The 20,840-nt window shown below is 47.2% G+C and carries 19 protein-coding genes; 5 read left to right on the top strand and 14 right to left on the bottom strand.

What is annotated here, in order from left to right; translation table 11 throughout:
- Window positions 1-180 precede the first annotated feature (180 nt).
- From ABXR35_RS14675 to ABXR35_RS14630, 10 genes are all read right to left on the bottom strand, one after another.
- On the bottom strand, window positions 181-381 hold the full coding sequence (locus ABXR35_RS14675) for a hypothetical protein (protein ID WP_367061930.1): 201 nt from the start codon (window positions 379-381) through the stop codon (window positions 181-183).
- A 135-nt stretch (window positions 382-516) separates the two neighbouring features.
- Window positions 517-981 carry an SRPBCC family protein gene (locus tag ABXR35_RS14670; RefSeq protein ID WP_367061927.1) on the bottom strand — a complete coding sequence of 155 codons (465 nt, stop codon included), beginning with the start codon at window positions 979-981 and terminating at the stop codon, window positions 517-519.
- 40 nt (window positions 982-1,021) lie between these two features.
- Window positions 1,022-1,522 (bottom strand): SRPBCC family protein, encoded by a 501-nt coding sequence (locus tag ABXR35_RS14665; protein WP_367061925.1) that lies wholly within the window; start codon window positions 1,520-1,522, stop codon window positions 1,022-1,024.
- A 40-nt stretch (window positions 1,523-1,562) separates the two neighbouring features.
- A complete protein-coding gene (locus tag ABXR35_RS14660; protein WP_367061922.1) occupies window positions 1,563-2,417 on the bottom strand; it encodes an aldo/keto reductase in 855 nt (284 codons plus the stop codon).
- Between the two features lie 269 nt (window positions 2,418-2,686).
- The gene (locus tag ABXR35_RS14655; RefSeq protein ID WP_367061919.1) at window positions 2,687-4,183 is read right to left on the bottom strand and encodes a DUF2207 domain-containing protein; all 1,497 of its coding nucleotides are present in this window, start codon (window positions 4,181-4,183) and stop codon (window positions 2,687-2,689) included.
- 240 nt (window positions 4,184-4,423) lie between these two features.
- Complete coding sequence (gene aguB / locus ABXR35_RS14650) at window positions 4,424-5,302, bottom strand: N-carbamoylputrescine amidase (RefSeq protein ID WP_367061916.1); 879 nt, start codon at window positions 5,300-5,302, stop codon at window positions 4,424-4,426.
- An 82-nt stretch (window positions 5,303-5,384) separates the two neighbouring features.
- A complete protein-coding gene (locus ABXR35_RS14645; RefSeq protein ID WP_367061913.1) occupies window positions 5,385-6,413 on the bottom strand; it encodes an agmatine deiminase family protein in 1,029 nt (342 codons plus the stop codon).
- Window positions 6,414-6,646: 233 nt separating this feature from the next.
- Window positions 6,647-6,862 carry a cold-shock protein gene (locus ABXR35_RS14640; protein ID WP_367061910.1) on the bottom strand — a complete coding sequence of 72 codons (216 nt, stop codon included), beginning with the start codon at window positions 6,860-6,862 and terminating at the stop codon, window positions 6,647-6,649.
- A 162-nt stretch (window positions 6,863-7,024) separates the two neighbouring features.
- Window positions 7,025-7,225, bottom strand: coding sequence for a cold-shock protein (locus tag ABXR35_RS14635; RefSeq protein ID WP_017813974.1), 201 nt, complete (start codon window positions 7,223-7,225; stop codon window positions 7,025-7,027).
- A 370-nt stretch (window positions 7,226-7,595) separates the two neighbouring features.
- Window positions 7,596-8,471, bottom strand: coding sequence for an alpha/beta fold hydrolase (locus tag ABXR35_RS14630; RefSeq protein WP_367061906.1), 876 nt, complete (start codon window positions 8,469-8,471; stop codon window positions 7,596-7,598).
- A 284-nt stretch (window positions 8,472-8,755) separates the two neighbouring features.
- On the opposite strand from ABXR35_RS14630, the gene ABXR35_RS14625 reads away from it, so the two are divergent.
- A complete protein-coding gene (locus ABXR35_RS14625) occupies window positions 8,756-9,880 on the top strand; it encodes a GGDEF domain-containing protein (protein ID WP_367061903.1) in 1,125 nt (374 codons plus the stop codon).
- Between the two features lie 210 nt (window positions 9,881-10,090).
- On the opposite strand, the gene ABXR35_RS14620 is transcribed toward ABXR35_RS14625, so the two are convergent.
- Entirely contained in the window at window positions 10,091-11,068 is a 978-nt protein-coding gene (locus ABXR35_RS14620; protein WP_367061900.1) for an aldo/keto reductase, read from the bottom strand.
- Window positions 11,069-11,330: 262 nt separating this feature from the next.
- On the bottom strand, window positions 11,331-14,057 hold the full coding sequence (locus tag ABXR35_RS14615) for a stalk domain-containing protein (RefSeq protein WP_367061897.1): 2,727 nt from the start codon (window positions 14,055-14,057) through the stop codon (window positions 11,331-11,333).
- A gap of 490 nt (window positions 14,058-14,547) precedes the next feature.
- Between ABXR35_RS14615 and ABXR35_RS14610 the strand changes: the two genes are divergently transcribed.
- Complete coding sequence (locus ABXR35_RS14610) at window positions 14,548-15,003, top strand: hypothetical protein (RefSeq protein WP_367061894.1); 456 nt, start codon at window positions 14,548-14,550, stop codon at window positions 15,001-15,003.
- 169 nt (window positions 15,004-15,172) lie between these two features.
- Here ABXR35_RS14610 and ABXR35_RS14605 read toward each other — a convergent pair whose 3' ends face one another.
- Window positions 15,173-16,132: a CorA family divalent cation transporter gene (locus ABXR35_RS14605; RefSeq protein WP_367061891.1), complete on the bottom strand. Its 960-nt coding sequence runs from the start codon at window positions 16,130-16,132 to the stop codon at window positions 15,173-15,175.
- Window positions 16,133-16,398: 266 nt separating this feature from the next.
- Between ABXR35_RS14605 and ABXR35_RS14600 the strand changes: the two genes are divergently transcribed.
- The gene (locus ABXR35_RS14600) at window positions 16,399-18,135 is read left to right on the top strand and encodes a glycoside hydrolase family 13 protein (protein ID WP_367061888.1); all 1,737 of its coding nucleotides are present in this window, start codon (window positions 16,399-16,401) and stop codon (window positions 18,133-18,135) included.
- 108 nt (window positions 18,136-18,243) lie between these two features.
- Here ABXR35_RS14600 and ABXR35_RS14595 read toward each other — a convergent pair whose 3' ends face one another.
- Entirely contained in the window at window positions 18,244-19,491 is a 1,248-nt protein-coding gene (locus tag ABXR35_RS14595; RefSeq protein WP_367061885.1) for a DUF445 domain-containing protein, read from the bottom strand.
- A 227-nt stretch (window positions 19,492-19,718) separates the two neighbouring features.
- Between ABXR35_RS14595 and ABXR35_RS14590 the strand changes: the two genes are divergently transcribed.
- Both ABXR35_RS14590 and ABXR35_RS14585 read left to right on the top strand, forming a co-directional pair.
- Window positions 19,719-20,228: an antibiotic biosynthesis monooxygenase family protein gene (locus ABXR35_RS14590; RefSeq protein WP_367061882.1), complete on the top strand. Its 510-nt coding sequence runs from the start codon at window positions 19,719-19,721 to the stop codon at window positions 20,226-20,228.
- Between the two features lie 265 nt (window positions 20,229-20,493).
- Entirely contained in the window at window positions 20,494-20,838 is a 345-nt protein-coding gene (locus ABXR35_RS14585; protein ID WP_367062795.1) for a TM2 domain-containing protein, read from the top strand.
- Window positions 20,839-20,840: the final 2 nt, after the last annotated feature.

The following is a 20,840-nucleotide window of genomic DNA, read 5'->3' as shown; positions in this document are numbered from 1 at the left end:
ATTTCCCCATATTAGGCAGCATGTAATCATCAAATATTGGCAATATGTTGATTCGGCAATTTCGCTAAGTTGACCATAAAAAAGACACCGATTATGCTGCTGTGCATAGTCGGTGCCTTATGAAGATCTGTATCGAAAATGCGTCATATTCTAACGATTTTCCTCAGATGTAAGCCTGCATTATTGTGCTGGCGGGCTGATGTTATTCGTTCCTGTTGTCGAAGTGCCTGTTGAGGTACTTGTTGCCGAATTGCTGCGCTGACGCAGCGAGTTGGAGATGTTACGAACTTGGCTGATCACCTTGTCGCGTGCTCCCTTGTTACGCATAAGATACGCTGCTCCCAATCCGATCGTTGTCCACAATGCTTTTCTTCCAGTCATGATGATACTCCTCCTTCGATGTTATAATCATATGGAATATAGTGCTTATTATTGGATTAACGTTGCCTATTTGACATTTACCCCAATGGAGGGGGAATAAACAGGCAATGCTATGATCGACCGTTTTATTTGCATTTACTGTACGACCTGCGAACCCAGATGGCGGCTTAATCCGCGAATTCCACGATAGATCACCTGATTATGATTCCAGATAAAAAAAGGACGCAGCCATGGCTCACAGATTCTCATCCACGGTTTGCGGGTTTGCACTTCCCAATGATAGTGCAGCACCGTCCAATCACCCGTTTGCTCTAGACGAAAAATGCCATGCCCATTCAGATCGCCGGACGCTTCCAGCCGAATCAGCTTACCTTCCTGCTTCTCAACAACGATGCAATCAAAAGACAGCCGGTAGCCAAACCGCGTTCGAATATTCATCCGATAACCATCACCGATTCCATGCGGATGAGCCGTTTGATGTACTTTGCAAAAGGTAACGCCTTCCCAATGATCAATCTTTTCAAAATCGCTGATCATGTCCCAGACCTTGTGGGATGTCGTTTGCAGCCGCCAGCTATGTGTAAACTGATAATTCCCCATCTTGGTTCAGTCCTCCATCGGTCAGGATGTTTGCCTGATATTAGCGGTAAATCGTCGTTTCATGATGTCGGTCGGATACGGTGGCATTCAGACTCTCAGCCACACCCTGTACACCCTCGTCCATCACTCGATCATGACTCCAAATATAAACAGGACGTAGCACTGGATTCAGCGCGCGCAGTCCACTCTGATGCAGTCGCACCTTCCATTCGCAGCGCAGCAAGGTAGATTGTCCATCCTCCGTTTGCTCCATATAACAGGTGCCGATGCCAGCAAGCGGTCCTTCCACCTCTAGTGTAAACTGGTTCGGTTTACGGCGATCCACCACCTTGAGATGAATGGATAGGCGGAACAGCATTTTGGTCTTAAATGTACAGCGGAACACATCACCGATGCCATCGGGACCCGCACCGCGCTCTACTTTTTCAAATCCGACATTCTTCCAGCAATCAATACCTTCAATCTCATTCGTCATATCCCATAATTGGTCGCGCGGCGCACCAATGGTCCAGCTGCTGATAAACAAATAATGATGCTGCATGGAGTTTCCGCCTCTCCTGATGACTTGTTAGGTGCAACTATTAAATGATATCCAGCGGCACTTTATGTGTAGGTGCAGGGAACGCTTCAGCCAATCGCTGTACTTGCTCATCATTTAGCGCCAAGGCAGCTGCTGCCGCATTGTCTTCGACATGGGCTGCTGACGATGCCTTAGGAATAGCAAGCACATGCCCGCTGCGAATACACCATGCCAGCATTACTTGAAATGGTTGGGCTTCCACTTCATCCGCCACCTGCTGTACGACCGGATGATTCATCAATTCACGGCGCAGTGAGCCTGCTTGTGCCAGTGGGGAATATGCCATAACCGGAATCTGATGCTCCTCCTGCCACGACAGCAGATCGTATTCGATCCCGCGTGAACCCAAATGATAGAGCACCTGATTGACTGCACAGTTTTTGCCATCTGGCAGATTGATCAGCGCGTTCATATCGTCTACATCCAGATTGGATACGCCCCAGCGACGAATTTTGCCATCACGGACGAGACGCTCCATCCCCTCTACCGTCTCATGCAGCGGAATCTGACCACGCCAGTGCAGCAAATACAGATCCAGATAATCCGTACCAAGACGCTTTAAGCTTTGCTCACAGCTGTGAACAAGACGCTCGCCGCCTGCATTGTGCGGATACACCTTGGACACGAGAAACGTATCGTCCCGCCGTCCTTGAATCGCTTCGCCGACCAACGACTCCGAGCGCCCTTCCCCATACATCTCCGCCGTATCAATCACGCTCAAGCCGAGATCCAATCCGCGCCGTAGCGCTTCGATCTCATCTTGACGACGTGTAGCATCGTCACCCATATTCCATGTCCCCTGCCCAATCGCAGGAAGAACCGTTCCGTCTTTTAACGTAATATTGCGGTTTAGCATATTGATATTCCTCCTTGGTGTTGCATAATCTCGTTGTTTCCCTACTTACCCATTAACCGATATGAAGCAGCGAAGAACAGGCAATCTATTGGAATGGGTCACACAGGAACGAATGAAGCTGTGTGTATAACAAAAAAACAGACACATTCAATGAAGACGTGTCTGTCTCTGGAAACCGTATATGCCATGGGAATCGGGAGATGTGAATACCCATCGCTTCACGATGGTATACCGATCTATTGGATGATTAGGGAGGCTGCATCTAGCTATTAATCGCTAGAGCTGGAGCTGCTAGAGCTATCCGAAGAGCTGTCACTACAAGAGGAGTCACTACTACTGGAGCTATCGCTGCTATAACTGTCACTACTATAACTGCTACTAGTGTAGGAATCGCTGCTGAGGTAATCTTTGGATCGACGTGTATAGGTGTCGTTCTCCTCTATATACTCAGCATCCTCATCATATTCATACTCATATTCAACTTCGTAGTGTACTTCACAATCACATTCCACCGTAACCGTACAGCAATCAGATTCGTACACCACAGGCTGAGACTTGTACCTTACAGGTTGAGAGGAATACCTACGGCGGCGCGGTCGCCAGTTCTCAATCATAGGATACAGGGCGAACAGCTCCTGCTCAGCCTGAACCATCAGCTTCGCATACGTCAAAAAGGTATGGTCGCCTCGATACTGCTCCGCCTGCTGCTGAATCCAATCCGCATGTCTATTCATAAATTCTTCGCTGCATTCTAATACCATACTCGCTTGAATCAGATACTCCAAGTACTGCGGATCATCAACAGGCTGGTAGGTTTCGTGCATCAATCGTTGCTTGAAATGAAGAAGCTGCTTGTACTCCATCTGTTTGCGATTTGCTGGCAGTGTGTAAAGCAGTAGCAAGCAGCACAGGAACATAGTCATCGTGAGTATCGTGTTCGGATTATCGAAGCCTATGAGTAGCCAACAAAAGATAGATTCCAGTACGGTATACACGACAAGTGTACACCTTTTGCAATCCGTTAATGCAGCAACGATAAAAGAAAATCCAATAACCACTATATTTCCCCACATGATAACGCAAGCTTCTATAAAGCTATATTCATTTACAAACAACATGAAACAGAGCAGAACACACAACAGCCCTAACCATAGAATAACCCGTTTAAAAGAGAACGCCTTGTCCATCCATGCTCTTACATCCCACTGCTCATACACCAAATCTGTCCATTCATCCCAGTCCTCATCCAACTCTTCCAGCCGTTCTTTGTAAAAAGGAAAACGAGATGTATTACGCTTCTCACTCGGCGCTGGTCCAGCAATCGAACTTAGATAACATTCATTCCCATCCCGATGCTCAAACAGCCAATCCACTAGATACTGCTCATCTTCACTTAATTCGTCATAATCAAACGAATCGGTTAAAGCAAATCGAAGTTTTCTCATCTCTATGGAAGAATGAGATTTCAGAAACATTCGGATCAACCCTTGATTGTACAAAGATAGCAATCCAAACAAAATACTTTCGTGATACATCCTACAACGATGGTAGATTAGGGATAATTCTAAAATATCATATTGTTCGTATACGTGCGGATACAACCGACTATGTAGATAAGGCTTCCATCTCAAGATTAACAAAATGATACTGACAAGCAATAGAACGACGATCAGCCCAATCAGTAAGAACGATAAGGCATCCAACGATTGCGTAAATGATGATGTCGTATCCACCGATTTATCCTCTATTCCTAACCATTGCTGCATAGGCAAGTCTCCTTTTCTCTTTTTCTTCATTTCTACTTTTTACTTTTTGATTGCTGCTTCTTTTTCTTACGATAATTTCATGTACTGGTTGCTCTATTGCTACACCTTATATATCGGTTATTTTCTCCATGTTTATGTATAGCAAAAGCAAAAATGGATACCCATACAAAAAAACAGACCCCTCCATTACGGAAGAGTCTGTCTTACGATTATGCTAGATAGGCTTTGTACTGTATATCCTTATTTAAAACGGCGCTCTCCGTCATATGTCGCGATCATTTGGTACAGATCAGGACGACGGTCGCGGAAGATGCCCCATTCCAGACGCTGGATTTCCAGTTGATCCAGATCGAATTCGGCAGTCAGAATGCCTTCGCTGCTGCGGTCCGCTTCTTGGATTTTGTTACCTTGCGGTCCAGCGATAAACGAAGAACCGTAGAAGTTGATGGAGGAATCCTCGTCTTCTTCTTTACCAATGCGGTTGGATGCAATCACAGGAATCAGGTTAGCACCAGCATGACCGAGCATGCACGCTTGCCAGTGATCTTTGGAATCAATGCCAGCATCCTGCGGCTCAGAACCGATAGCAGTTGGATAGAACAGCAGCTCTGCGCCCATCAATGCCATACAGCGTGCAGCTTCTGGATACCATTGATCCCAACAGATGCCGACGCCGATTTTGGCATATTTGGTATCCCATACTTGGAAACCGGTATCGCCGGGGTTGAAATAAAACTTCTCTTCATAGCCCGGACCGTCTGGAATATGACTTTTACGATATTTGCCCAGAATCTCACCGTCGGCATCAATCACTGCCAGCGAGTTGTAACGAGCGTAATTTTTCTTTTCATAAAAGCTGATTGGCAGAACAACCTGAAGCTCTTTGGCAACTTGACGGAAATGATTGATCGCTTTGTTTTGTTCCAGCTCTGTCGCGTACTGATAGTATTCCGCTTTTTCTTTTTGACAGAAGTACGGCGTTTCGAACAGCTCTTGCAGCAGAATAATTTGTGCGCCTTCTGCGGCAGCTTCTCGTACTAGCTTGTCGGCTTTACGGATATTGTCGTCGATATCCCAAGAACAGCTCATCTGGGTCGCGGCTACTTTTACGTTTCTCATCGGTGTAGATCATCCTTTCGTTGCTTCATATCGAATGATTTGTCTTGATTCTATCCTGTATATCGATCAATCGAACAGTCTATTATCGACCAGTCGGAATCTGTTGCGTTGTGCAGTGTACGTTACCGCCTTCTTTGATTACAGCCATACCGTTAATGGTACGGATGCGACGCTCTGGGAATGCCGCTTGCAGTACGTCAATTGCCTGACGATCCGCTTGCTCAGCAGTGCCGCCGAAGATCGGCAAGATGATGCCGCCATTGACGAAGTAAAAGTTCAGATAGCTCAGCGTCAGACGCTGCTCACCGTGCATAACCAGCGGTGGCTGCTCAATCTGAATGACTTCCAGCTTGCGACCTTGTGCATCCGTTGCTTCGCCGAGAATGCGCAGATTCTCTTGAGTGATGGCGTAGTTGTCATCTGCGGGATCATTGCACACTTGAAGAATGACTTTACCCGGAGCAGCAAAACAAGCTACGTTATCCACGTGACCGTCTGTTTCATCGCCTGCCAGTCCACGGTTCAGCCAGATAATCTGCTGTACATTGGTGTAATCTTTGACATGCTGTTCGATCTGCTCGCGGCTTAGCTCTGGATTACGGTTGGTATTGAGCAGGCATTCCTCAGTTGTGAGCAGAGTGCCTTCGCCATCCACATGAATCGAGCCGCCTTCCAATACGAGTGGCGCGTCAAACTGGCGCAGATTCAGATGCTTCAGCACAGCCGGAGCTACCGCGTCATCCAGATCCCATGGCTCGTATTTGCCGCCCCAAGCGTTAAAGCCCCAGTTAATACCGGCACGTTCGCCTTCTGCATTGACGACAATCGTTGGGCCATTATCGCGCAGCCACGCATCATTATGAGCGAGCGGCAGGAAATCGACCTGTTGTCCAGCGAACAGCGGCTGCACCTTTTCCAGATCGTCTGGATTAACTACCAGTGTAACTGGCTCGAATTCAGCAATCGCGCTTACTAGCTCCTGATAGCCTGCACATACATTGGTGTAATCGTCGGGATATACCATTGAATCCTGTACCGGCCAGGATAGCATCGTGCGTTCGTGCTGTGCCCACTCAGCAGGCATCATATATTGCAAATCAACGGGTTTCATGAGTAATCTTCACCTTATTCATATGGAATGGATCGTTCGCTGAACGTGTCAACTTGACCGTACATACAGCAGAACGGTTTGGAACAACCTATATCATACAATACGTGGACGGCTGTACCAAGTAATTTCGGTAAATTTTATGTAAAAGGGCAAAAAAAATCGTCCGTTTCAGGACAACGATTGTTCCCGATCCGAACGATATGATACAGCGTACGCTGTTATGAAGTCGGCACTTATTTTTTCGCCGATTTATCTTTGGCATCATAATCCAGCAACGGCAATTCTTTTTGCCCGTGTACCATGGGCGATTTGCATATTGCGCACACCGGTTCGTCCTCCAGGGCGAATGCGCGCCGCATCCAGGAATTACAGTCCGGTTGACTGCATACCCACACGTCCGTCATTTCCTTTGGAATTTCTTGCATCGGGTTTTTACGCGAATAATACATTGAAGGTCTCCTTCCGAAGCTGTTTGCTCCTGTTTCAATAACCATCTTGTCCGTGGTCGGACCGGACGGCAACATATGAGACATCGACCATTTCCCATCGGTACTGCCAGAATATAAAAAAAGACGCCCTTAACTACGTTAAGGGCGCTTTTCAAGCTGAAATTACAGTTTTACAACGTTCTCAGCTTGTGGTCCACGGTTGCCTTCAACTACGTTGAATTCTACACGTTGACCTTCGTCAAGAGTTTTGAAACCGTCGCCTTGGATCGCGGAGAAGTGAACGAATACATCGTTACCGCCTTCTACTTCGATGAAACCAAAACCTTTCTCAGCGTTGAACCATTTTACTGTACCTGTTTGCATGTGAGGTACCTCCAAAAAATTAAATTTACATGACTTTCTTTATTCAGAGAAAAACATCCGATAAAATGAAAAATCACATATTGTACAAGGTTATTATATTTCTCATGTATGATAGCCCTCTACAATAAGTGAGTTCAGGTCACGATTTCGATATTCATATTATAACTCATTATGCCGATAAATACAACGTCTATAAGGGAATTTCTGTAATTTTATTTTAAGTTCATGCTCTATTTGATCCTTTACATCTTCAAAACCGCGCAGCACCGGACATTAAGCGATTTAGCAGGCATGAAAACGGATACCTGAAATCTGCATATTTTGCGATTTCGGTATCCATTTTTTAACCTTACTGTTCAATATTGTTCCATCAGTCGTATTGAAAATGTTGCAAAATTAATGTATTCACTCGCTGTGGATCTTCATGATGTAGCCAATGCGTACAATGATCCAGATGAATCAATTCTCCATCTGCACAGCGAAGAATACTAAGATCAGACATTTCGCGGCTAAGCGCATGATCCTTGCTGCCCCAGATCATTCGTGTTGGTACGGTGATCAATTGCTCGCTCGATAGATCGGGCTTTTTCTGCATGAGCGCTCGATACCAGTTCAGCATCGCGGTGTCTGCGCCCGGCTGTGACCATGCTTCACGGTACAGCTCCAGCTCCTCATCGGTAAAGGCTCCCTCATTGGAAGACTCCTGTAGCATCGACGTGAGCCGTTTCCAGTTGGAAGCAGCGATTGCCTTTTCCGGTACAATCGGTGTCTGGAAGAAAAAGACGTAGGCACTTTTGGCAATTTGCTTCGGATGGGTTTTCAAAAAATCCATCATGACTGCTGGATGAGGCACATTCATAATCACTTGACGACGAATAAGCTCAGGATAGCGTTCGGACAAACGCCATTGAACGATCGCGCCCCAGTCATGAGCGACCATATCCACTTGCTCTCGCCCAGACGATTGAATCAGCGCAGCAATATCGTCCGTCAGAATGTCCAGCTGATACGAATCGATGCCTTCCGGCTTCTCACTCAAATTGTACCCGCGTTGATCGGGTGCCCAGACACGATACCCCGCTTCTGTGAGCGCCGGAATCTGGTGAGTCCAGCCGTGCCAGAACTCAGGAAAGCCATGCAGCAAAATAACAAGCGGCCCGTTTTCCGGCCCTGCCTGCGCAACATGTAACTGAATACCGTTAACCTCTACTGTGTGATGCTCAATGTCTACACTTTGTATTGGCATAAATAGTCGCCTCCGTTTCGGAATACAACCGTTATTTAACACTAATTACCAAATTGAAACGTTTATCCTTATTCGCCCATATCTGTTTGTACACTCCCAAGCCTTGTTATGTATAGAATGACACGACTTACATAAAATTTTTAAAACATTCTAGAAAAGCATGCTCGGAAGCCTTTCATTTTGTATTTTCTGGTAATCGTTACCTTCTATTCTGCTATCCGTATGTTTTATAATAACAGTTATACGATTATGTAAATTATCGAATGAGGTAATTGGGTGATATTATGAAATCCTCAAGCCCTGTCTTTGCGCATCTTGAACATATTAATCAGCAACATCAGTGGATTCGTAACTTTCTCAGTACATACTGGTTTGTCGTCTTCATTCATTTTATTGCCCAGCTGGGTTCTTTTTTATTTTTGGACTATGGGACAACTCCATACCACTTTTATGTTCACATTCTAGTTGTTCCGACGCTCTGTATGATCGCCATGATACTCTGGGCTGAATGGATTCAGCGGAAGAAGCAGGCTCATTCGTATTATGCACTGTTTCTGACTAGCACCTTCATTACCTGGATGATCATCTATCTCAACTACGACATACGCATCATTACCGCCCTCTGTCTGATGCCTATCTTCTCGGCAGTCATCTTTTTCAAACGACGATTGCTGTGGATTCCTTCCATTCTTCAGATTGTGGCATTTGCAGCACTGTATCTGGCCGATCCCCATTTCCGAACCTTTTTGACCGCATTTGACGTTGTTTCTATTCCTGCCTTCATTATGGGAGGCACTTATATTGCACATGTGATTGTAGCGAGCGGCAGCGAGATTTTGAACAATCTCCATCAGACGATGCAATCCAAGCAAGAGCTGATTGTCCGTAATGCCATTATGAGCAAAATCTCCAAAACCGACGGATTAACCAATCTCTATAATCAAGTATCGTTCAAAGATTACTATGATACCGCCTACGATTATGCGAGTCAGGGTGTCATGTTGCATCTGGCACTACTGGATATCGATAATTTCAAACAAATTAACGATACATATGGTCACCGAGTAGGCGATATGGTGCTTGGTATTGTGGCACAGGTGATTCAGCAGTATATCTCATCCAGCGACATCGCAGCACGCTACGGTGGCGAGGAATTTGCACTGTTGATCTTTGATAAAAGCTTTGAGGAAGCGTATGAGTTGGTGGAAAGTATTCGCAGCCATCTGGCAGGGCTACGATGGAAAGAGCTGGACAACCAGACGGTTACAGTCAGCGTCGGTCTGCACAGCTGCGAGCCGGGATTGAGCAAGGAGCAGTTGTTTGAACAGGTTGATCAATATCTGTATCAAGCGAAACGCAACGGCAAAAATCGCACGGTCACCGCGGGCAGCATTCATAGCATTGCCTGATGCAGCATCCATCCTAGCACATCTATTGTTTTCTTTTGGAGGTAACATAAGAACACCCTACTCTTCATGCAGTTCAACCTTAGTCAGCGGTTGTTGCATAAGAGCAGGGTGTTTTTTTGTTATCGTTCATGTATAAGATACCGTTTTTACAGGTGAGATAGGGTTGATGTATGTTTATCGTGTTCCACCGACTAACAGAGAGCGACTATGTTAGAATCCGCTCACTGGATGCGGTACATATGGTTCTTCTAGGCGGGCGATCTCTTCTGGTGTCAAATGAATATCCAGTGCTGCGACAGCATCTTCCAGATGATTCAGCTTGGTCGCTCCAATAATTGGCGCGGTCACTGGATGCTTCTGAATGACCCATGCCAGAGCAATCTGCGCACGTGGTACACCGCGTTCTTTGGCAATGTCAGCGACCCGCTCTACCACTTGGCGGTCCGCATCCTCAAACGCGTTATATAACGTTTTTCCAAAAGCATCGCTCTCCGAGCGCGATGTTTCCTCATTCCAGTCACGAGTCAGACGACCGCGTGCGAGTGGGCTCCACGGAATGACGCCTATGCCTTCCTCGCGGCATAGCGGCAGCATCTCACGTTCCTCTTCACGATACAGCAGATTCACATGGTTCTGCATGGAGACAAAGCTCGCCCAGCCGTTTCGTTTGGAAATGTCCAATGCCTTCATAAATTGCCATGCGTACATGGAGGAAGCTCCGATATAACGTGCTTTCCCAGCACGAACGACATCGTTCAGTGCTTCTAGCGTTTCTTCAATCGGTGTGAGCGGGTCCCAGCGATGAATCTGATATAGGTCCACATAGTCAGTACCTAGACGACGCAGACTGTTATCGATCTCACTCAAAATCACTTTGCGCGATAGTCCGCCGCCGTTAGGACCCGGACGCATTTTGCCATGTACCTTGGTCGCGATTACTACATCGTCACGGTGCGCATAATCCTTGAGCGCACGACCAACAATCTCCTCGCTCGTTCCATCGGAGTAGACATTGGCAGTATCGAAGAAGTTAATCCCCATTTCCAGCGCTTGCCGGATAAAGGGGCGACTTTCCTCTTCGTCCATCGTCCACGGATGTGTACCGCGCTCCGGTACGCCGTAACTCATACATCCAAGACAGAGCCGTGATACTTCTAGTCCGGTACGTCCTAATTTTACATATTCCATGCTGTTCCCTCGTTTCCGCCACACCGGGCATAATTTCGGCTTGCACCTCTTTATTGTACCCAATTTCCGATATGAAAAGTCAAATCGATTCCGCCTCATCCTCCTTGGCAGCGTAATCCTGCTTGAGGTCTAAACTACAAAAACCGGTTACCTCCCATATAGGGAAATAACCGGTTTGGTTTATGGCAGATCGTATCTCATTCGAGCGCATCCGTTGGATCGCATCCGATGAGAAGATGAAGCTTCAATCACCAATAGCATCTTACTGCTGGATCATGGTGACTTCGCGGGAAGCTGGCGACAAGGCGTTTACAGTTGCTGTACTGCCATTAGCTACCGATACGACAAACGCTTTGTACGTTACCCCTTGACGCAGCGCATTGCCACTATAGTCGGTATTGCTGAGCGAGAACGACCATTCGCTATACGTCGAGCCGGTTACCGTCTGATAATTCGGCGCTGTAACGCGGTTAGCGTCTGCCAGCGAGAAGCTATTAGCATTCGCAGAAGGCACGAGCATGATCGCATACGAATTGATGCCAGTTGTATCTGACGGACGGGAGAAGCTTACGCGAATCGCGGTGCCGTTATTGATAGCATCGGCAGATACGCTGGTCGGTGCAGCCACTGCTTTTTCCGTCAGGGTAAAGTCATTCGACGCGCCAGACAAGGCATTCACTGTACGGGTCGAGCCGTCCGCGACAGCCAGAACATAGAGGCGGTAGCTAACATTTTTCACAAGAGCGTTCCCGTTGGAATCCTTCGTGCTATCGGTCAGTGCCTGTGTAACTTTGGCAGCGGTTTTGTTGACGCGAGTGTAATTGGCGGAACTCGTATTGTTGGCTGCTGCCAAATTGAACGAGCCTGCCTGATCGGTACGCACAGCGATGATCCGATATTCGTTAATACCAGTATCGTTCGCTGGTGTAAAGCTGACTGTAATATCCTTCGCACTGCTTGGGCTGCTGCCAGTGGCGGTTACGCCACTTACAGCGGATACAGCTGTACTGCCTGCGAGTGTAATGGTGCTGGAGCTGGACGATAGCGCATACGTATCTGCCGCATCCCCACTGCCCACTGTCAGTACATATGCGCGATATGCCACACCATTTTTGATAGTGTCTCCATCGGTATCACGCGCACCAGCAGCGAGCGTTACAGTGCGATTGGAGCCGTTTTTCGTTACAGACGTATAGTTGGAGCTAGATACGTTCTGGGCTTTGGCTTGGGTGAAGTTGCTGGAATTGCTTGCTTTGACGAGCATTACGCGATATTGACTCACCAAGTTCTCATCGCTAGCTTTGTTAAACGTAACCTGAGCATCGCGTCCATCGCCATAGTCGCTCACATCAGTCAGCGTAACACTGCTCGCGGTGCCGACTGTTTTGCTGTTGGACGACAGGGTGATGCTGGACGAAGCAGCAGACAAGGCATCGCTGTAGGAGCCTGTACCACGGCTCATTACGAATACGCGATAAGTGACATTGTTGGTGATTGCGTCTCCATTGTTATCCTTGAGCGAGGATGACAGAGTCAGTACGTGATCGGAGCCGTCTTTGGATACATCCATATAGCGACTGGATACTAGGCCGGATGCAGTTGCCAGATCGAAGTTGTCAGAGTCCTTGCTGCGAACGACGAACACACGGTAGCCGCTGATTTTGGATTCGTCGGCAATTTTATCAAACGATAGCTGAATATCGCGCGCATCGCCCAAATTGCTCACATCCGACACTTTACTGATGCTGACCGTTGGTGCTGTGTTGCCGAGTGTGACGCTGTTAGATACTGCCGACAGACCAAGTACATCGCCAGCGTTATTCACTGCCATGACAAATGCAGAATATGCAACACCCTGCTGGATCGTTTTGCCGGATGTATCGCGACTTGCTGTTTTTAGACGTACCGTTTGATCGGAGCCAGTTTTGCTAACGAGCGTGTAGTTATCGCTGCTGATGGCAGATGCCTGCGACGTATTGAATGTGCTGGCATTCGCTGTACGCACGATAAACAGACGATAAGACGAAACATCTGTTTCCGTCGATGCTTTGCCAAAGGATACGGACAGATCACGGCCGTCATTGTAATCGGACACGTCGCTCAGCTTGACATTATTTGGTGTTGCCGATGCCGATACGGTAGCGCCCAGATTCACGAGCGATTGACCGGTGGTGATCGCACTGATATAGCCGGTATTGCCGACAGCTACGACATAGACGCGGTAGCTGACATTTTTCTGAATTAGATCGCCGTTTACATCCTTGGACTGTGGAGTCAGAGTAATCGTATAGTTACTGCTACTGCCTGCGGGTATTGCTTGATAATTGCCGGCAGGTACTGCTAGCGCACGGCTGAGTGTAAAGGAGCTGGTATCCGACGCTTTGCTCACCAGAATGCGATATTGGTTCAGACCTGTTTTGCTAGTGGAAGCTGGGAAAACGACTTGCAGATCGCTGCCATTGCCTTGCTGACCGACAACGGACGCATTGACATAAGCGACAGGCATCACAGCACTGTCAACGGTTGGCGTGGTCGGTGTAGTCGGTGTATTGCTACTGCCGGTTGTGATCGTCACGGTCTGGGTAGCTTTGTTCCAGCCTACTTTGTTGCCAAGCGCTTCACTGACAAAGCGCAGTGGAACCATGGTGCGACCTTTGATCACTTTTGCTGGTACGTCGAGCGAGGTATTTTTGCCATTGATGACGGCTGTTTTGGAGCCGAGTGGCAAGGTAATGGTTGTGCCATTTTTGGTAGCGGTTACGGTGCGGGTGCTTTGCTTCCAGCCGACATTGGCATTCAGTGCTTCGAATACGCCACGCAGTGGAACCATCGTACGGCTGCCGGACATGACCGAAGGTTGGTCCGTGTTCAGCTGTACACCATCAATCACAATCTTGATAGGCGTTGCCGCGACCGCATAAGGGATATGTACAACCCCGCTGACGGTTAATGCTGTTGCAAGTAATGCTGTTCCTAGCTTCTTTTTCACTTTGACATCTCCTTGTCCCCTGATTACAAACTTGTTTCCATATTCCGCTATCCTTTGTTTCCCAAACATCAGTCTTTCATATGGAGGCGTACCATCTCTTTATGTATGACGGTGTTACTTCCTTACTATGAAGACTGGCAGACCGGATAATTTGCATCACGGGATTCCACCTGAATATACATTGCCAGTCTATATTAGGCTTCGCTGCCATCCGCTGCACAGCCAGTGCGCCGGACACCTTGTAAGGTAACACCGTTTATATTCGGCGAACAACCTACGGAAAGTTACAAATGGAAACAATTCATTTACCAACTTTCATCCAACGATTCCATTTTAATGGAATTAACATTTAATATATACATATTTTAGTAAATAAGTTATTATCTTAGCAGATTCAGGGAAAGGAGGACATACGGTACGCTCAACATGACATTACATACGCTGTATTCATCGGTATACCATTTTGCCAACGATAAAGGAGGAATCTATTATGATCAAATCGTTCCTGTCTATCTTATCCATTCTATTGTTGTGGACCATACTGGCTCCTGCTGCATTCGCTAACAGCACGGTAACTAACGATGTATATGTTTCTGATTATTCTGCCTCTTCGTACAATTCGTGGGGGAATTATTCGATTCTATTGAATGTAGAGGATGGGTTCTACGATGGATACAAGAATGCCCACGGGCAGACACTTGTCTCGGTACTGTTTCCCATCATTCGAGCGGAACTTGGATACAATATCGATTTTTATGACTTTGATTTTTTAAAAGATAAACAGGGCAACGGTCAATTCCGTATTTCCCTACGCGTATACGACGCACCCAAAATCGATACGGTTCTATTGCGCACCCGTTTGAACACCATTCCTTGGATTGCTAATTGGTTCCCAGTTACCCCGGGCAAACCGTTGGTACAGCAGGTCATTTCCATCTGGCGCTAACTTTCGATCTAGGGCTAATATACAAGTGGATACGTCTGCATCCATGGAAGTGTTACACAAGTGAATACATCCGCATCGCAAAAGCTACCGTACATTGATACGGTAGCTTTTGTGGATGATATCTATGCTGTTCACATGTCATGTGGAAAGATTACGCTGAACAACGCAATTAATCGTCGTCATCCCGCTGCTCCTGCTTCAGATCAATACGCAGAATATCGTCCGTCAGACCAGTTCGTTTCAGCCACCAATAGGTGATCAGGGTCGTTCCCGTAATCAGCCCAAGCGCTCCGGCATATCCCCACGACCAATCCAGCTCCGGCATGTTTTTAAAATTCATCCCCCAGATCGCGCCAAGTGCGGTCATTGGGGTGAGCAGCACGGTGAATACGGTCAAGGTACGCATGATCATATTGGAGCGATAATTACCGATGTTGTCATCGACTTTGAGCAGGGAATCAATCTCATGCTCATAATTTTGCTGAAGCATCCGAATCCGATTCATATAGATCCGCATAATACGGCAGGTGTTGGAGTTATCGTGCGTATTAGGAAACGTCTCCTCAATCGCATATTCGATTTCCTTCAGCGCAATCGTATGTAGATTCCAGCGCGTCAATTGATTGCGCAGATCAATAATTTCCTTGAGCAGTCGGCTACCATTGTTGCCCTGCATACGCTCTTCAATTTTCATCAAATATTGCTCAATCTCATCCATACGTGCAAACAGCGCACGAATAAAGGAATTGATCACAAAAATAAAGCCTTCGATCGGCTCGCCTTGTTCCAATACATATTCTTCCCACGCTTTGCCGCTGATCTTATTTTCCAACCATTCCATATTCCCTACGGTGATCAGTCGCCCCTCATCTACATAGTAATGGAAAATCCAACCGTCTCCCGGTCCATCCTTTAATCGTGCAACAAGCGTCCCGTTCATCGCATTTTGCCCATCTACATACGAGATGGTGGATATATGATTATGCCGACATAACAGGCTTTCTGAAGCCCAAGCTTGAATCCGTTCGTCAAAGTCCTCATGCTCGATCAAATGCTGACTGTCGTCCAAATGGTACCATGTCCATCCATTACCGGATTGCATCACTTCCGGCTTTTCCATAATGATCATCCTTCCCGTTCCCCTCTATCTATTATGTATATACCCGAAAAGATGCTGCTGTGTATCGCTTAAAGCCGCTGCATGCTGCGATTTTCGCTGCGCTACTATAGAATGCGTATGACTACGTAGTAACAAAACTTGGTTCTTTTTGAGGGAGCAGGATTTCGTCAAGCCGGATGCGGGTATTTAAAAGAGCAGGTACTTTCTTTTATACAGCATACCCGGTAAACAAACGAGATCCGGTCATTATATTCATTTCCGATAGGAGCAGGATTATGAAAAAAATCATGAAGCCCGAATTCTGGAAAGAAAGCGTAATTTACGAAGTCTACCCCCGTAGCTTCAAGGACAGCAACAATGATGGCATTGGCGATATTCCGGGCATCCTCTCCAAGCTCGACTATCTTCAAGATCTAGGCATCGATATTATCTGGCTACCACCCGTTTACCCTTCTCCTAATGCCGACTATGGTTATGATATTACAGATCATTATGGGATCAATCCTGAATATGGCACGATGGATGATTGGAAGGAATTATTGCACGAGCTGCATGAGCGAAATATGCGCATGATCATGGATCTGGTGGTGAATCATACCTCAGATGAGCATCCATGGTTTGAAGAATCCCGATCCTCGCGTGATAGTAAGTATCGCGACTATTATTTCTGGCGTGATCCAGCACCAGATGGCGGACCTCCGAACAACTGGACTTCGTTTCTCGGTGATTCCATGTGGACACTCGACGAGCGAACCGGGCAATATTATCTGCATTCCTATGGGGTCAAGCAGCCCGATCTGAACTGGGACAATCCGAAGGTACGCAAGGATATGCACAAGGCGATGCGTTTCTGGCTTGATCAGGGCATGGACGGCTACCGGATTGATGCGGTCAATGTCATCTCCAAAGATACCAGCTTCCCACCAGCAACGGATACAGATAAAATGCAGGCGAACTCAACAGAGTTTTATAAAAATGGACCGCATATTCATGAATATCTGCATGAGATGTACACCGAGGTCTTTTCCCATTATCCGATCTTCACGACGGGCGAGGCATCCGATGTCACACTCGAAGATGTGAAGGAATATACCCATCCGGGGCGCGAAGAATTGAATATGGTGTTGATGATCGAGGCGTCCAAAATCTGCGACGATCCAAAGGATATGTGGAAAAGCAAATCATGGGATCTGCATGAGCTAAAAGAAATCGTCGCCAAATGGCAAAAAGATCTGTATGGTGAAGGCTGGATGGGTACGTATCTGAGCAATCATGATCACCCGCGTCTAGTCGCTTACCTCGGAGATGAAGGTCGTCATCGCGTCGAATCAGCGAAAATGCTGGGCATCCTGCAATTGACGCTGCGCGGTACACCGCACATTTACCAAGGCGATGAGATCGGCATGACCAATGCCTCCCATCTGCATACGATTGACGATGTAACTGAGCAGCAAGCGCGTGTCTATTATGATCTGATGACGACCAAGTACGGCGAAGACCCGGAACAGGTCATGAAGCGTATTCGTACCAAGGCGCGCGACAATGCTCGTACCCCGATGCAATGGGATAATAGCACCTATGGCGGCTTTTCCGAGCATAAGCCGTGGATTCCGGTTAATCCAAACCATGAATATATCAATGTAGCGCAGCAGGAAGAAGATTCCGATTCGATTCTGACGATGTACCGCAAGCTGATTCATATTCGCCGCAAAAGCTCTGCTTTGTTGTACGGCAAATATGATTGCGTGATGTCTGAGCACGATCATATCTTCGCGTATACACGCGAATGGAATGACGAGCATTGGCTGATCATTCTGAACTTCTCCCGCTCTGAAACTGAGCTACAGCTACCACAGGAGCTGGTTGACCGACTGGAATCGTCTGAGCTGATCCTGTGTACACATGGCGAGCATTCACGCGAAATGGCGCGTGCCGCTATTTCCCAGCAGCCAGCCAAGCTTCAGCCGTATGAATCGCTTGTATTCCGCGGTATTTCTATTTTGGATCAATAAACAAAAAACCTGTCACGCACAGACAGAAACGTTTCCTTTTGATTAGCAAGGAGAAGCGTTTCGACATGTGCGGTACAGGTTTTTTGGTATTTTATATACGATAAAGGGTCAGACTAAAAATAGATGAATCGCCGACAGAATCAGACCGACGATAAAGCCACACAGTGCGCCGTTGACACGAATCCACTGCAAGTCCTGACCGACCTTTTCCTCTAGCATATGCACCAATGTCTCATTATCCATCTGATCCAGATTCTCCTTGACCAGTTGACCAAGACGATAGTGGTTACGGCTGACTGCGCTAATGATGCCGCTGCGCAGACGTTCTTCCCACGCATGTACCTTTTCAGGATCGCGACCGAGTTCACGGATGAGCGAGCGGTACATTTTGAACAGATGCTTGCCGCCGGTATCACGTTCGCGTATCAGCATATTCACTGCCATGCCGCGTATCTCTTCCAGACGCTCCATAATAAAGGCTTGCGCGGCTTCGCCCTGTAACAGCTCATCTGCCCAGTTTTTAACCTTGCTCCACGTTTCCTCGTCGTCTACGACTTGGAACATTTGGATGCGTAGCTCACGCAGCAGTGATTCACGGTATTCGTTATCGGAATGCTGCAAATTGTCCACAGCGGATAGCAGTGCATTTTGCAAAATACTGCCGACCGTATCTTCATTGATCATGCCAGCGAATGCTTGAAACGCAAAGCCCTTGAATCCGCCTAGATTGATATTCTCTAGCTGCTCCAAGGCGATTTTGCCAAGCTTGTCGCGGTTTTGTGGACGTGCTGCCCAGTTATGCACCTGCTTGAGCATATAGTCTAGCGTTTTCTCGTCGTATCGCTCGTTCAGCAGATGGGTTAGCACCTTGTTGCCAGCTGCCTGTAAATTGGCTTTGTGCATATAATCGACCAACCCCGATGAGACGGAGCGGGCGATTGGCTCTAGATCAAGCCGTTCGACAGTCGGAATGACCAGACTGACCATTTCGCGCCGGATTTTCTTTTTGCCGAGCTGACGAGTAATCGCCGATAGCGCGAAAGGAAACAGCTGGAACTGGCGCAGTTTATTTTCAATACTTTCCTTGTTGAGCAATTCATTCTCCATCGCCGAGATCAGCGAGCGGATAATCTTCTCCCGATTGCGGGTTAACAGGGATGTATGCGGGATCGGCAATCCAAGCGGATGCCGGAACAGCGCCGTTACCGCAAACCAGTCGGCAATCCCGCCGACCAGCCCGGCTTCAAAGCCGCCCTGAATCAGCAAAACGAGCGTCGTCTGCGGCAGAAACAGCGTCGCAATAAATCCGGCTGCCATTACCGCAAGCGAAATACTCGCCAAATACCTTGAGTTCATAAGTTTCCTCCTCCAACGCTTCACTCCACGTCGACCAAGTGGTCGGATGTGCAATAGTATAGCACACTTCAAAATCCCACATACTATTAAGACAATCCGGCGCAGGGTGAATCAACAGCGGTGTCCGGTGGGTTATTAGTATAGAGACTCCGGTTCATGCTACAGTATAGATACGTTCGGCGGCAGCCGGAGGATGCCGTTTATTTATGATGGAGGAGGAATAGTTCATGTACATGTATATCAGCTCCCACAATATCCACGAGCAGTTTCCCGAGGCGGCGCATTTGCCCGATGTGATTCGACTGCATCATGATGGCGATGCGCGCTATGTGATGGAGATTGATGAGATTTTGCCGGTCGATATTCGGTCGGAGCATACGTTTAGCTATGAAGTGCTGGATAGTAGTGGGATTGTCGGTGGTGGCTTTGCCGTGCTGAATAACATTCCGGTTACAGCAGATGGTCGTTCCGCGTTTGAGCAGCGATTTATGAATCGAGCGCGCAAAGTGGAAGAAGAACCGGGCTTTGTCGGGATTCGTGTGCTGCGTCCGCTAGATGACGATACGTATGTCATTTTGACCCTGTGGGATGGTGAGGAGCAGTTTAAAGCATGGCAGGAATCGCAGGCATATAGCCATGCGCATCGTAAGCGTCATACCGAGGAAGGCATTGATGTACAGCAGCCGTCGATCTTCCCACGCCCTTCCTTTGTCAAAACCTTTGTTGTTGAGGTGTAAGTGGTCAACCGAATCGACAGAATAATGAAGCTTATGGAAATGCGATGGAATCTGGATGCTGCAAGCTTACATTTTCCATATAAGTAGAGGAAACAAGAGTACCCGGCTTCAATAGAAGCTGGGTATTTTGCATAGGTAAACAAGACATACAATCCAGCGCAGCACGTATAACACGGTAGATTAAAATGGGCATTCTTGTTACACTATTATTGCTATTGGAAAGCACTACTACTTTTAGGAATTGAGGGATATTGGCATTATGGGTATGAATTACAATCTCCAGCGTAAAAGCCAGCTTGATGCACGCGAGTTGATGCTGTTGGAATCGGAAGTAAAGACGTATGGCAAAAACATGGTGGTTGCTTATGTACTGTGGTACTTTCTCGGCATATTCGGCGGGCACCGCTTCTACATGGGTAAAATTGGCACAGCGGTTACACAATTAATTCTGAGTCTTACCTTAGTCGGTACCATTGTAACGACAATCTGGTGGATTGTGGATGCCTTCCTGCTGCATACATGGGTCAAAGAGCGCAATGACTATGTGGAGAACAATATCATCAATCAAATTTTGATTCAAAAACCAATTTCGTCGGATTATCACTACTAAGA

The sequence above is a fragment of the Paenibacillus sp. JQZ6Y-1 genome, from assembly GCF_040719145.1.
GTDB lineage: Bacteria > Bacillota > Bacilli > Paenibacillales > Paenibacillaceae > Saccharibacillus > Saccharibacillus kandeliae.
The sequence above is the reverse complement of the archived record's forward strand: the minus strand, read 5'-3'. Positions and strand labels throughout refer to the sequence as shown.